Annotated in this window: 11 protein-coding genes; 7 read left to right on the top strand and 4 right to left on the bottom strand. The window is 62.0% G+C overall.

The features are described 5' to 3' along the window. The first annotated feature begins 1 nt into the window (after position 1). The 7 genes from ACFWAY_RS37390 to ACFWAY_RS37360 all read left to right on the top strand — a co-directional run bounded on the left by ACFWAY_RS37390 (position 2) and on the right by ACFWAY_RS37360 (position 7,835). Positions 2–643, top strand: coding sequence for a hypothetical protein (locus ACFWAY_RS37390; protein ID WP_378514099.1), 642 nt, complete (start codon positions 2–4; stop codon positions 641–643). Beyond that, on the top strand, positions 640–1,542 hold the full coding sequence (locus ACFWAY_RS37385; protein ID WP_378514098.1) for an FAD binding domain-containing protein: 903 nt from the start codon (positions 640–642) through the stop codon (positions 1,540–1,542). The genes ACFWAY_RS37390 and ACFWAY_RS37385 overlap by 4 nt, the downstream gene beginning before the upstream one ends. Further along, complete coding sequence (locus ACFWAY_RS37380) at positions 1,517–2,059, top strand: (2Fe-2S)-binding protein (RefSeq protein WP_378514097.1); 543 nt, start codon at positions 1,517–1,519, stop codon at positions 2,057–2,059. Before ACFWAY_RS37385 ends, ACFWAY_RS37380 begins: the two co-directional genes overlap by 26 nt. Then, a complete protein-coding gene (locus ACFWAY_RS37375) occupies positions 2,056–4,398 on the top strand; it encodes a xanthine dehydrogenase family protein molybdopterin-binding subunit (RefSeq protein ID WP_378514096.1) in 2,343 nt (780 codons plus the stop codon). Before ACFWAY_RS37380 ends, ACFWAY_RS37375 begins: the two co-directional genes overlap by 4 nt. After that, the gene (locus ACFWAY_RS37370; protein ID WP_378514095.1) at positions 4,395–5,045 is read left to right on the top strand and encodes an isochorismatase family protein; all 651 of its coding nucleotides are present in this window, start codon (positions 4,395–4,397) and stop codon (positions 5,043–5,045) included. The genes ACFWAY_RS37375 and ACFWAY_RS37370 overlap by 4 nt, the downstream gene beginning before the upstream one ends. Positions 5,046–5,366: 321 nt before the next feature. After that, positions 5,367–6,212: an oxaloacetate decarboxylase gene (locus ACFWAY_RS37365; protein WP_378514094.1), complete on the top strand. Its 846-nt coding sequence runs from the start codon at positions 5,367–5,369 to the stop codon at positions 6,210–6,212. 603 nt (positions 6,213–6,815) lie between these two features. Then, positions 6,816–7,835, top strand: coding sequence for an NAD(P)-dependent alcohol dehydrogenase (locus tag ACFWAY_RS37360; protein WP_378514093.1), 1,020 nt, complete (start codon positions 6,816–6,818; stop codon positions 7,833–7,835). Between the two features lie 212 nt (positions 7,836–8,047). Here the strand turns inward: ACFWAY_RS37360 and ACFWAY_RS37355 are convergent, their stop codons facing one another. From ACFWAY_RS37355 to leuC, 4 genes are all read right to left on the bottom strand, one after another. Further along, entirely contained in the window at positions 8,048–8,542 is a 495-nt protein-coding gene (locus ACFWAY_RS37355; RefSeq protein WP_378514092.1) for a MarR family winged helix-turn-helix transcriptional regulator, read from the bottom strand. A 416-nt stretch (positions 8,543–8,958) separates the two neighbouring features. Then, the gene (locus ACFWAY_RS37350; protein ID WP_378514091.1) at positions 8,959–10,578 is read right to left on the bottom strand and encodes an AMP-binding protein; all 1,620 of its coding nucleotides are present in this window, start codon (positions 10,576–10,578) and stop codon (positions 8,959–8,961) included. A 116-nt stretch (positions 10,579–10,694) separates the two neighbouring features. Next, entirely contained in the window at positions 10,695–11,285 is a 591-nt protein-coding gene (gene leuD / locus ACFWAY_RS37345; RefSeq protein ID WP_378514090.1) for a 3-isopropylmalate dehydratase small subunit, read from the bottom strand. A 14-nt stretch (positions 11,286–11,299) separates the two neighbouring features. Then, the gene (gene leuC, locus ACFWAY_RS37340; RefSeq protein WP_378514089.1) at positions 11,300–12,772 is read right to left on the bottom strand and encodes a 3-isopropylmalate dehydratase large subunit; all 1,473 of its coding nucleotides are present in this window, start codon (positions 12,770–12,772) and stop codon (positions 11,300–11,302) included. Positions 12,773–12,903: the final 131 nt, after the last annotated feature.

Genomic DNA, 12,903 nt, shown 5'->3' with positions numbered 1-12,903 from the left:
ATTGCCTGTGTCGAGCGACCAGGCGCTCAACGCTCTCGCCGACCGAGAGTTTCTGGCCGAGTGCGTGCCTGACGTGAGGTTCGAAACCGGCGACGCTGATGAACTGCTGCGGGGCACTTTCACCAGCGACGACCCAGCAGCGGTGGCCATCTATCAGTTCGGGCTGCGCCTCATCGACTTCGACCAGGATGGACGCAGTCTGCGGTACGAGGCGCAGGCGCGTCAGGTCGATGGACGGGGCCTTGCGTCTCTGATCGTGGATCTGGATGTAACCGTCGAGGGCGAGGGAACTGCGCTCGTGATGAATTCCTGTCTCAGCATGGCAGGAATCGGCAACCGCCGCTCCTACGCGGAGATCGAGCGGACCGTCTCCGACAGGCTCTCGGCATTCGGCACCAGCGCCGTTGCGCTGCTCGGCGAGGACACCGGTAGAACCTGGCCGGCTCCCGGCGCTGCAGCGCCTCAGAACCCGGCACCACTTGCGGTGGCGCCTGGGGCCGCGAAGACTGTCATCGACCCCAGGTTGAAGCGGGTCATTCTCCCACTCGGTACCTTCGGAGGGACAGCCTTGTTCACCTACTTGATCTGGCGTGCGATCCGCGCGGTTCGGGGCGAGGAACGAATGCGGGGTGCGGGCTCGTGAAGCCTTCGAGGTTCGATTACCTGCGGCCGGACAGCGTTGACGAAGCGCTCCGTATGCTCGCTGAGGATCCGGATGAGTCGAAGATCCTTGCCGGGGGCCAAAGCCTCATCCCGGTGCTGAATTTCCGATTGGCGTCGCCTGAGCGCCTGATCGACATCAATAGATTGGTTGATCTCGCGTACCTCAGATCCGTTGACGGAAATCTGCACATAGGTGCCCTGACCAGGCACGCCACCCTCGAGAAGTCCAGGCTGATCGAGCGCCGATGGCCCCTGTTGAAGGAGGCCGTCCACTGGGTGGCGCACGCCGCGATCAGAAACAGGGGAACAATCGGTGGCAGTGTTTCGCACGCCGATTCGGCTGCCGAGCTGCCGGTCGCATTGACCGCCCTTAATGCGACCATCGTGGCGCGTTCCAGCAGCCGGGGCGAGCGGTGCATCCCCGCGCAGGACTTCTTCGTGGGAACGATGACTACCGCCATGGAGCCGGACGAACTACTCGTAGAGGTCCGTGTACCTCCGCTCCCTGCCGGTCACGGGTACGCATTCGAAGAGATCTCACGACGGAACGGCGACTTCGGCCTTGCCGGTTCAGCCGTCGTCCTCACGGTCGACGAACAGGGCACGTGCTCGGACGCCAGGATCTCGCTTCTCGGCGCGGCGCAGACACCGCTGCGGGTCCCCCGAGCCGAGGAGCGCCTGACAGGAAGCGTCATCGACGATGCTGCTGTCGAGGCGGCTGTTCAACTTGCGCGCGAAGCCAGCGAACCCTCGGGAGATCTTCACGGCTCCGCCGAGTACCGACGATCACTCATCGGGGTGGTCGTGCGCCGGGCAATAAACAAAGCAGTCGAAAGAGCAAAGGAGGGCCGCGATGCAACTCCGCGCCATGACCACTAGCTTGAACGGCAAAGACTTCACTGCAGAAGTCGAGCCGCGGACGCTTCTATCGGATTTCATCAGGCACGAAGCCGGGCTCACCGGCACCCATGTCGGGTGCGAGCACGGCGTGTGTGGCGCGTGCACGGTGGAGGTCGACGGCTCGCCCGTTCGGTCGTGTCTGATGTTCGCAGTCCAGGCCGAAGGTTGCCACGTCAGAACGGTCGAGGCCGTGGCAGGCACAGACGACGACTGGACCGTGCTCCAACAGGCCTTCCACGAGAATCATGCGCTTCAGTGTGGCTTTTGCACGCCAGGTTTCCTGATGGCCCTGCAGCCGCTGCTCCTCGAGAACAAGGAATTCACCGAGGAAGAAATTCGCGAGGCACTCTCGGGCAACCTCTGCAGGTGCACCGGATACGAGAGCATCGTGAAGGCGGTGACACAGGCTCTCGACACGTTGCGTGCCGCCCGAAAGTCGACCGGGTCCACGGATGACCTTCCGTCCGAACAGGTTTCGGCGGAGTTGATGTCATGAATGCCAGTCCTGAACAACCCTCGGGGATGGTGGGACGGGCAACACTTCGCGTTGAAGACCGCCCACTCCTCACCGGTACCGCAACCTTCCTGGACGATGTCCGATTGCCCGGCGACGTACTCCATGTCGTGTATGTGCGGAGCACCATCGCGCACGGCATCATCAAGGAAATCCGGAGCGAGCATGCCGCAGCCATGGAAGGAGTGGTGGGTGTCTTCACGCGCGAAGACCTCGGCGACGTCCCCGACCTGGTGACGCCTGTCGCGAACGCGAGCAAGCCTCCGCGTCCCATTCTCCCGCACGAGCGGGTGCGTTACGTGGGCGAACCTATCGCCGCGGTCGTGGCGACCTCCCGCTACATCGCCGAAGATGCCGCCGGTCAGGTGGACGTCGACATCGAACCCTTACCGGTCGTGAGCCACATTGCCGATGCGCTGGATCCGTCCAAACCGATCCTGCACGAGTCCGAGGAGATCACCTCGAACGTGCTCTTCGACCGCCTGATCGAAGTGGGTGACCCGGACGGGGCCTTCGACGAGGCCGCCCATGTCGTCGAGCGCGTCTTCCGGCACCCCCGGGTTGTTCCGTCGCCGATGGAGGGGCGCGGTGCAGCGGCGTACGTCGACGACGGTGAAGTCGTGCTCTGGTCCTCGACCCAGTTCCCGCATGCGCTCATGGAATGCGTCAGGGACCTCTTCGGGTTCCGGGTGCGAGTCAAGTGCCCCGACATCGGAGGTGGGTTCGGGCTCAAGAGCGTGGTCTCCCCCGAGGAGCTCGTGGTGGCCTGGCTGGCCGTCAAGCTCGATCGATCCGTCAAGTGGGTCGAGGACCGCGCGGAAAATCTCATCGCCTCTGCGCACGCACGCGACTTCGAGGTCAAGGTTCGTGCTGCGGCGGACGCCAACGGCAACTTGCTCGCGATCGAGTTGGACTCCCTGGGAAATGGCGGAGCGTACTCGGTCTTCCCGATCACACACGTACTCGAGACGGCCGGGGTGCTTGCCATGACCCCCGGCCCCTACCGTCTTTCGAACTATCGTGCCCGCGGCCGTGCCGTGACCACGAACACCTGCCCGGCGGGACCGTATCGTGGCGTGGGACTACCCGTCGCCAATTTGATCCACGAACGGATCATGGACATTCTCGCCAAGGAGGTCGGGATCAGCGCCGTCGAGATCCGCCGGCGAAACCTGATCACGCCGGAGGAACTTCCCTACACGACGGTCACGGACCAGAAGTACGACTGCGGTAACTACCCGGCTGCTCTCGAGGCGGCTGCCGAAATGCTGCGTGTGGACGACTTCGCGGCAGAGCAGGCGGCGGCTCGTGACGACGGGAAGATCCTGGGCCTGGGCATCTCCACCTACGTGGAGTGGACAGGGAACAATTCCAAGCTCTTCAAGCAGCGCGGCATGACGGCGATGAAGGGATGGGACAGCTGCCAGCTCAGCCTCGGGCAGGACGGGCGGGCCAAGATCTGGACATCGAGCCCGTCCATCGGACAGGGCAGTGCCACGACCTATTCGCAGGTCCTGGCCGACGCCAGTGGGCTCGACTACGACGACATCGATGTGATCCAGAGTGACACGGGTTCCGGCGAGGTGGACGGAACAGGAACCGGCTCCTCGCGGAGTGCGTCGGTCACCTCCGGGGCGATCATCAAGGCCGGCGAGGAACTCAAGGGTCGCCTACTGGAGGACGCGGCGGCACTGCTCGATGTTCCGGTTGATCGCCTGCAGATCCGGTCCGGTCTGGTCTTCGTCGTCGATGACCCGACGGTGTCCGAATCTGTTCGGAGCTTGGCAGCCAAGGCGCCGGAGGGGCGCTTCACGCTCGGCCGGACGTATGAGGCCGAGACCGTCCTGTACTCGTACGCGACACACGCCTGCCGCGTGGAGGTGGATCCGGAGACAGGCTTCGTGAAGATTCTCGACTGGGTCGTGGCCGAAGATTGTGGGCGGGTCATCAATCCTCTTGTCGTCGAAGGGCAGACCAAGGGGGCCATCGCCCAGGGTATCGCCGGGGCTCTCTACGAGTCGTTCCAGTACGACACTGAGGGACAGCCCCTGGCCGGGTCCTTCATGGACTACCTGATCCCGACGGCGAGCGAGCTGACGAACGTCACCGTCCGGCATCTTCCGGTCCCTGCGCCGGACGGCATCATCGGTGCCAAGGGAGTCGGCGAGGGTGGAACCATCGCGGCCGGCGCATGCCTGGCGAATGCGGTCACGAATGCCCTCGAATCGGAGTTCAATGAGCTCCCGTTGCATCCCGAAGCACTACAGAAGCAGGCTCAGATGCTGCTGAGCCGGCCGTCCAGAGCGGAGACCGTGTCGTGACCCGGACCGAAAGTGCCGCAACTGTTTCGCTCACCGCGCCCTTCTCCGGGCGGGTGGGATGGGGGCGCCGTCCAGCGTTCATCGTCGTGGATCTCGTGCATGCATACACCGATGCGGACGGCATGTTCTCGCTGCCCGGGATGGAGGCAGTGGTCGAAGCGACGGAAACGCTCGTCGGTGTCATGCGTCGAGCGGGCTTTCCCATCGTCTGGACGGACGTCAGGTACGACGAGACAATGTCGGACGCGGGCCTGTTCGGCAAGAAAGTGCCGGGACTGGCCGCATTCGCAAAGGGTGCTCCCGAGCGCGGTGGCAAACTCGTGCTGCAGCCCGAACCCGGAGACGTGCGCATAACGAAGAACTATGCGAGTTCCTTCTTCGGAACGTCCTTGGCGTCGACTCTGCACACTGCCGGCGTCGACACCGTCTTGGTCGGCGGCGTATCCACATCCGGTTGCGTGCGAGCTACGGCCACCGATGCCCTCAACCACGGTTTCAGGCCCCAGGTGGTTCGCGAGACGTGTGCAGACCGGAGTCCGGAGCTGCACGAGTCGAACCTCCGCGACCTCGATGCGAAGTATGCGGATGTATGCCATCTGGATGAGGCCATCGCCAGGGTTAACGCCCTGTCCGGTCTTGAAGGCTAGTACCGCAACCAGTGCCAGACGTGAACGAGGGCGTGTCACGGGCACGCGACGCGATTGACGGCCGCGTATCTCGTTGACTGGCAGAGAGGTCAGCTCTTATCCATCGGTAGACCGGTCCGTCGCAAAGCGTGTCGTGTCATCTCGATGCCCTGATCCACGGCGTGGCGATGTTGCTCGCCCCAATCTATTCCGCGTCAAATTCCAATGCGTGCAATACATCTAGCGAAAGGGAACAGCATGGCCAATATGTTGAGTCGGGAAACGGTACCGGCGCCTCGTCGGTTGCGACAGGCACTCGAGGAAGCACCGCGAACTGGACCCGTGATCGCGCCCGGCGCATACGACGGACTCACGGCGCGGTTGATCGAACTTGCGGGATTCGACGCTGTCTACTTGACCGGTTTCGGTGCGACGGCGTCGCTACTGGGGATGCCGGATGTCGGCTTGCTGACTGGAACCGAAATGGCTGATCAAACACGTCGCTTGGTCTCCGCCGTCGATATCCCTGTCATCGCTGATGCTGACACCGGATACGGAAATGTCGTCAACGTAGCTCGGACTGTGAGTGTCTATGAACAGGCCGGGGCTGCTGCGATTCAGCTCGAGGATCAGGTGAACCCGAAGAAGTGCGGGCACATGAGCGGCAAGGCACTCGTGTCGGCAGGCGAGATGATCGGCAAGATTCAGTCCGCCGTGGACGCACGGCGCAATCCGGACACGGTACTGATCGCACGTACCGACGCTATCGCAGTCGACGGTGTGGACGCCGCAATCGCGCGAGCTAGGGCATACCATGCAGCCGGCGCTGACGCGTTGTTTGTCGAGGCACCGACCAGCGAGGCAGACATCGAGCTGCTGGCCGGAGAACTCGCGGCCGAGATGCCTCTTGTCTTCAATTGGGTCGAAGGCGGGAAAACGCCCCCTCTCACATTCGAGCGAATGCGGGAACTTCAGTTTGCAATGGTCATTTATCCGATTGGAACCCTGCTCGCAGCAACCGCGCGTGCACGTTCCTACCTGGCGGACCTGAAGGAACACGGCACGCCTACGGCGGCGTCGTTGGCTGGACTTCCGAGCTTCGAGGATTTCACTTCTGTGGTTGGTTTGCAGGATGTGCGGGCTCTCGAGAACCGCTACGTGTCCGAGGAAGCAGTTTCCGCTGTGTAACAAAGGCAGTGGTGGGCTCGGCCCGAAGAACCTACCCCAGAAAACATCTGGAAATGGGAATCGGTCGCCTCATCCGCACGGTCATCGACAGATCCGGGCCGGCCAACAGCGATTGTTCCCATAGCATGCGGGAGTCGGCCCGCATCAGCGCCTTGCTCGGCGTTTGCCGCGCAGGCGGCGGGCGGGCGGCGGTCACGGGTCGGATGACCAACCACCCGTCCCACGGGGATCCGCAGTCGCCGCGGTGGGTACCGCCCTGTACGACGTGCGTCGCCGGTGACCACACCGGCCACTGGTGAGGACACGTTGTCTGTGGGCACGAACATGCACATCCGCAAGCGAGCCCGTGGCAGGATTGTTGTTTTCATCAATACGACTATTGCGCTTGCTGTTACAGCCCTGTGCGATCGACTGCACTCCACCAGGCGTCGCTGTGTACGGAGAACGGCTTGTCGGATATCTGCAGGGCCAACGGTGCCGTCGGCGGGGATGCATCTCCAGCCAACACAAACGGCTGGGACAGATGGACATCATTCTCGATACCGATGCTGATTTCAGCAACGCTACGCCCAACCGGAAGCACACAGGAGTTGGAAAAGTCAGATGACAGACAAACGCGTTGCGAAAGGATTTGTTCTCACTGAAATAGGTTATGACGGACTTGTCGAAATCGAGCGCGAGGTTCCGTCAGTGGGCACGACGCAGATCTTGGTCGAGATGAAAGCTGCTTCGCTTAACTTCCGCGATCTCAAAATCCTCAAAGGCGTCTACGCTGTGAAGCCCAATTTGCCCATCGTGCCTCTGTCCGATGGGTCTGCGCAGGTGATCGAAACCGGAGTCGAGGTCAGTCGATTCAAGGCCGGTGACAGAGTTCTCCCGATTTACATGGAAGGCTGGTACAGCGGTCCCGCAACGAAGGATAGACGGGGCTGGAAAGCGAAGTCTGCCGATGTTGACGGTACGGCCATCCAGTATGCGGTTTATGATCAGGAAGACATACTCCCGATCCCCGCATCGCTTTCCTATGAGGAAGCTGCGTGCCTGCCTTGTGCCGGCGCTACGGCTTGGCAGGCATTAGTTTATGTCGGCCAAGTCAAGACTGGCGATACCGTCCTGATCATGGGCAGTGGCGGCGTTTCGGTGTTGGGTTTACAAATCGCACTGATGAGCGGCGCGCGTGTGATAGCAACCTCCAGCGACGACGCGAAGCTCCAGCGACTGATCGACATGGGCGCCAGCGACGGTATCAATTACAAGAAGAACTCTAATTGGGAAGAAGAGGTTCTGAGGCTGACCAACGGTCGCGGCGTCGATCTCGTACTGGACGTGGTGGGTGCGGCGACGATCGGACAGTCGATGCGTGCGACGAAAGATGGGGGCTATGTCGGGAGTGTCGGGAACTTGAGTGGGGAATTCTCATCGGCCGCCGCAACAGAGCGCGAAATTCGTGTCGCAACCATTCCTGTCGGCTCTCGCGAAATGACGGAAGACCTGATGAGGGCACTTGATCTACACAACGTGAAACCGGTCATCGACAGAAGATTCCCGTTCAAACAATTGAGGGAAGCCCTGCAATACCTGGAAAAGGGCCAGCACTTCGGCAAAGTGGTCATATCGTTCTAGGCACCAAGTCGACCCAGCGTCGCCGATGGTCCAGTAGGGCTCGCTGTGGAAGACCGAGGTGCGGATGCACTCGGTTTGTAGAGCCCGATCACGCACTCCATCAGGCCGTTGCCATACGTATCGGCAACCGAACCGATCGACGGCCGGATGCCCTCGTCGGCGAGGTGGTCGGTGAAGGTCATGGGATATAGCCGCCACGGGTCTCGACGACGTCAGTCCTCGGCGATCGTCTCCCATCGGCTTGCCAAAGACCTCAGTAGGTCGACAATCAGTTCTTGGCCGAGGGGCCCATATCCCTCCATGAGAAGGATGTCGAGGTCCTGGGCGCGTCGGACAATCGCGTCGATTGACTCATAGCCCGCGTCGGTGAGGAATAGCAGTCGTTTACGCCCATCTTCGGCGGGCCTTTTCCTCTCGAGCCAGCCCCGTTCCACAAGGCGCTTGACGATGCTTGCCATAGTTGATCGGTCGACGGCGACTGATGCTCCGAGAGCTCCCTGCTCGACGCCAGGGTTACTCCTTACGGCCATCAGTACGGCGGCCTGAGGTCCGGTAGCGACCGGATCGACATGTTTCAGCCATGCCGACTGGTAGGCCTGGTAAAGCCGCCGCAGGAGATAACCGGGAGCGGAGACCATGTCCGGAGGAGCCTCGAGCGCATTCCGATCGTTCGTCTTCAATGTGTTGTCAAATCTATCGATCGTCACGGGTTCAGCTAACCATGTGTGACCTACGGCGGGTTGGCTCGACTTGACGGTTCGGCACGTTCGAGTGTCGGTGAGATTGGCGTGCGGTTCAGCGGCGACAGCACGCGACCTCGACGAAGAGGGCAGGGCGGGAGTGTCGTGTGCGCGTGTGCTCTCGGTACATGACAACTGCGGCCGCATAGAAGGATCGGCTGGCTGGTGTGCTCGACCATTACGGGAGGCGGCGTCGTCACTCGGTCACTTGCTGGGCGTGCCCTTCGTTGTCGGTCCACGCTGGACACGGGACAGTGGTCGGTGTCGAACTTTGCCCCGAGCTTGGGCGGCGGCACGAGCTGCGGAGCGTTGTCGATCACGCCAACGGTGCACTTCTCGGTTTTCCTCTGTCTTGGGTATTCAGTCGTGGTGATTTGCTTATTTCAGCCTTGGATATGACTTTCGGCATCCTTCCATTCGGAGTCGCGAAGTTCGTTCTTACGGGTCTTGCCTGTGGAGGTTTTGGGTAGTTCGACGAGGAATTCGACCGAACGGGGAGCCTTGTACGACGCGATCCTGGTTTTGACGTGGGCAACAAGTTCTTCGGTGCTGCCGGCGGTACCGGGATTGAGGACGACAAATGCTTTGGGCCGTTCTCCCCATTTCTCGTCGGGAACCCCGATGACAGCTACGTCGGCGACGGCGGGATGACTCATCAGCGCTTGTTCGACCTCGATGGTAGAGATGTTCTCTCCGCCCGAGATCACGACGTCCTTGGCGCGGTCGAGTAGCTGCACGTATCCGTCGGGGTGCATGACCCCGAGGTCACCGGAGTGGAACCATCCGCCTCTGAAGGCGGTAGCGGTGCCGGCGGGATCTCGGTAGTAACCCTTCATGACGTTGTTGCCCCGCATGACGATCTCGCCCATCTCGACGCCATCGGAGTCCACATCGGTGAGGCTGCCGTCATCGGCCGGCTTCTCGCGGACCACCCGCAGGTGGTCCGCCGTGAGGAAGCCGACGCCTTGCCGGGCCAGGAGACGGGATTGCTGCCCGGGATCGAGGTCGGCCCATTCGGGCTTCTCCTCGCAGACCGAGTACGGCCCGTAGGTTTCAGTGAGACCATAAACATGCACTAGTGTGGCTCCGAGGGAACGGATTTCATCGATTGTCGTCGGGCTCGGCGGTGCGCCGGCAGTAACGATCAGCAACGGGTTCGCGAGTGGGTGCGCTTGAGGTGCCGACGCCAGCAGCGAAAGCACGGTGGGTGCGCCGGCCATGTGATTGATGTGCTCGGTGTCGATCAGGGTCCAGATCGCGTCGCCGCGGACCGCACGCAGGCAGACGTGGGTGCCCGCAGCTGCGGTGACCGCCCAGGCCGAGCACCAGCCATTGCAGTGGAACATCGGCAGGGTCCACAGGTACCTGGTATCGAGCGCGAATCGCTGGTGATGCAGCTCGCCGAGCGCGTTGAGGTAGGCGCCCCGGTGGGTGTACATGACACCCTTGGGGCGGCCGGTGGTGCCGGAGGTGTAGTTGATCGCGATGGTGCGCGTCTCGTCGTCCACTTCCCACGGGATGTCTTCGCCGTCGCCGCGGGTCAACAGCCCCGTGTAGCTGGTGGTGCCGGGAACCTGCTCGTAGGTGCCGTCCTGGCTTGGGGTTTCGACGATCTCTGCGACGGTGGCGAGATTCGGATGTTCGCCGAGCCCTCGCAGAAGTCCGGCGTCACCGATAAGGATTTTGGCCTCGGCGTGATCGCAGATGTAGGAAATCTCCTCGGCGGACAGCCGGGTGTTGATCGCGACGAGGATGCCGCCGGTCAGCGGAACGGCGAAATGGGCGAACAGCATTTCGGCGCTGTTGGATGCAAGATAGGCCACCCGGTCGCCGACACGGATTCCCGAGGCGCGCAGGGCGTGCGCGAGTTGGGTGACATCGGCCGCGAATTCGGCGTACGTCCATGTGCGATCGCCGTCGATCACTGCGGTCTTGTTCGGGTGTACCTCCGCGGCCCGAGCGAGGAAACGAAGTGGGGTGAGAGGCGTATCAAGCCCAGACATGATTGATCCTTCGAAGTGGGGGGGTCGGCAAGTATCCGTCTGTTAAATCAAAACGGTGTCCGCAGCTGGATCAGCTCTACTACGGGGAGTTCGGCACCTGATGCCGTGCAGAATTATCACCGCCGGATAGCGGGTGTGTAGGTCGATCGGCTCGCCTCGAACGTGGCGATGTCGAACTCGTGTCGAAGAGTCAATCCTATGTCGTCGAGGCCCTCGATCAAACGCCACCGGGTGTAGTCGTCGATGGTGAACGGCACAGTTAAATCCTTCGTGGAGATCAGCCGCGTACCAAGATCGACCGTCAGTTCCGTACCCGGACTGTGCTCGAGCGTGCTCCACAGCAGTTCGACGTCAGCCCGTTCGACAGTCGCGGCAAGGAGCCCCACCTTTGATGCGTTTCCCTTGAAGATTTCACCGAAACGGGAAGCGATCACGACACGAAACCCATAGTCCATCAGTGCCCACACCGCATGTTCGCGGGACGATCCGGTTCCGAAGTCGGGACCGGCGACGAGCACGCTACCGCGAGAGAAGGGCTCGACATTGAGGATGAATCCTGGGTCCGATCGCCAAGTGGCGAATAGCGCGTCCTCGAATCCGGTGCGGGTGACACTTTTCAGATATTCACCGGGGAGGATTTGGTCGGTGTCGACATCGGACGCGCGTAGTGGTGTTCCGACTCCGGTGTGGGTGGTGAAGGCGTGCATCTTGTCTCCTGGACCTATCCGACGCGGATCGGTCGGTGAGTTTCGGCGTGGTTTAGGGGGACGAGGTCGGTCGGCGAGGAAAGCGTTCCGCGCACCGCCGTTGCGGCGGCCACGAGCGGTGAGACCAGATGGGTACGGGCAGACCTGCCCTGGCGCCCTTCGAAATTTCGGTTGGACGTGGACGCGCTGCGCTGTCCTGGTGAAAGCTGGTCAGGGTTCATGCCGAGACACATCGAACACCCGGCCGCACGCCATTCCGCGCCTGCGTCGGTGAACACTCGATCGAGGCCTTCCTCTTCGGCCTGCGCTTTGACCGACATCGAGCCTGGAACGACAAGCATCCTGACGGAGTCGGCGATCCGTCGGCCGGAGAGCACCGACGCGGCGGCACGCAGATCCTCGATGCGGGCATTGGTGCAGGATCCAATGAAGACGACGTCGATACCGATGTTGCGCAACGGGGTCCCTGGCGATAGACCCATGTAGTCGAGGGCCTTGCGGGCAGAGATTGCTTCACGCTCGTCCGTCATGTCCGCTGGATCGGGTACGACAGATTCGAGTGGAAGCCCCTGCGCGGGGTTGGTGCCCCAGGTGACAAACGGCGTCAGCGAGGACGCGTCGATGTAGACGACTTGGTCGAAGTCGGCGTCGTCGTCGGTGTGTAGCTCCCGCCACGTCTCGACCGCTCGATCCCAATCGCGGCCGCTCGGCGCGTATCGGCGGCCGCGAAGGTATGCGAACGTGGTGTCATCGGGTGCAACCATCCCCGCTCGACCGCCCGCCTCGATCGTCATGTTGCACATGGTCATCCGCGCTTCCATCGACATCTTCCTCACCGCCTCGCCTCGGTATTCGAGGACGTATCCGGCACCGCCGCCGGTACCGATCCGAGCGATGACGGCGAGGATGACATCTTTGCTGGTCACGCCGGGAGGCAATTCTCCCTCGATCTCGACGGCCATGGTCTTGAAGGGCCGGATCGACAGGGTCTGGGTAGCGAGAACGTGTTCGACCTCCGACGTTCCAATGCCGAAGGCGAGTGCGCCGAAGGCACCGTGTGTGGAGGTGTGTGAGTCGCCACAGACCACGGTAGTTCCCGGATGAGTGAGTCCAAGTTGTGGACCGATGACGTGCACGATGCCCTGTCCCTCGTGTCCCATCGAGAACAGTTTGATGCCGAACTCCTCACAGTTACGACGCAGCGTTGCAACCTGTGTCGCGGAGATCGGGTCGGCGATCGGAGCAAGGATGTCTACAGTGGGAACGTTGTGATCTTCTGTGGCGATCGTGAGGTCTGGTCGTCGAACTGTGCGACCGGCAAGGCGAAGGCCTTCGAACGCTTGCGGGCTGGTGACCTCGTGCACGAGATGGAGATCGATGTACAGGAGGTCTGGTTCTTGACTGAGCCCCGGACGAACCACGTGCCGCGACCAGACCTTTTCTGCAAGTGTTCGACCAGAACCACTCGTCGACGTGGACTGCTTCATTCTCGGTCACCTTTCAAGGAGGGGTGTGGGCGGGGCGTCATGCGTCGCTGAGGTCGACGGTGCGGTTGTCGCCGATCCGGTATGCGCAGATGGCGCTGAGTGTGCAGAATGCTGCGAGCATGATCGAGACA

Origin of the sequence: Rhodococcus sp. NPDC059968 (assembly GCF_042738615.1) — a bacterium.
Classification (GTDB): domain Bacteria; phylum Actinomycetota; class Actinomycetes; order Mycobacteriales; family Mycobacteriaceae; genus Rhodococcus_F.
Note: the sequence above shows the minus strand (reverse complement) of the source record. Positions and strands in the feature narration are given on the sequence as shown.

Excerpts from the sequence above, each read along its gene's own strand:
- ACFWAY_RS37360 (WP_378514093.1), top strand. The coding sequence starts at position 6,816 with ATGACAGACAAACGCGTTGCGAAAGGATTTGTTCTCACTGAAATAGGT.
- ACFWAY_RS37380 (WP_378514097.1), top strand. The coding sequence starts at position 1,517 with ATGCAACTCCGCGCCATGACCACTAGCTTGAACGGCAAAGACTTCACT.
- leuC (WP_378514089.1), bottom strand. The coding sequence starts at position 12,772 with ATGAAGCAGTCCACGTCGACGAGTGGTTCTGGTCGAACACTTGCAGAA.
- leuD (WP_378514090.1), bottom strand. The coding sequence starts at position 11,285 with ATGCACGCCTTCACCACCCACACCGGAGTCGGAACACCACTACGCGCG.
- ACFWAY_RS37350 (WP_378514091.1), bottom strand. The coding sequence starts at position 10,578 with ATGTCTGGGCTTGATACGCCTCTCACCCCACTTCGTTTCCTCGCTCGG.
- ACFWAY_RS37375 (WP_378514096.1), top strand. The coding sequence starts at position 2,056 with ATGAATGCCAGTCCTGAACAACCCTCGGGGATGGTGGGACGGGCAACA.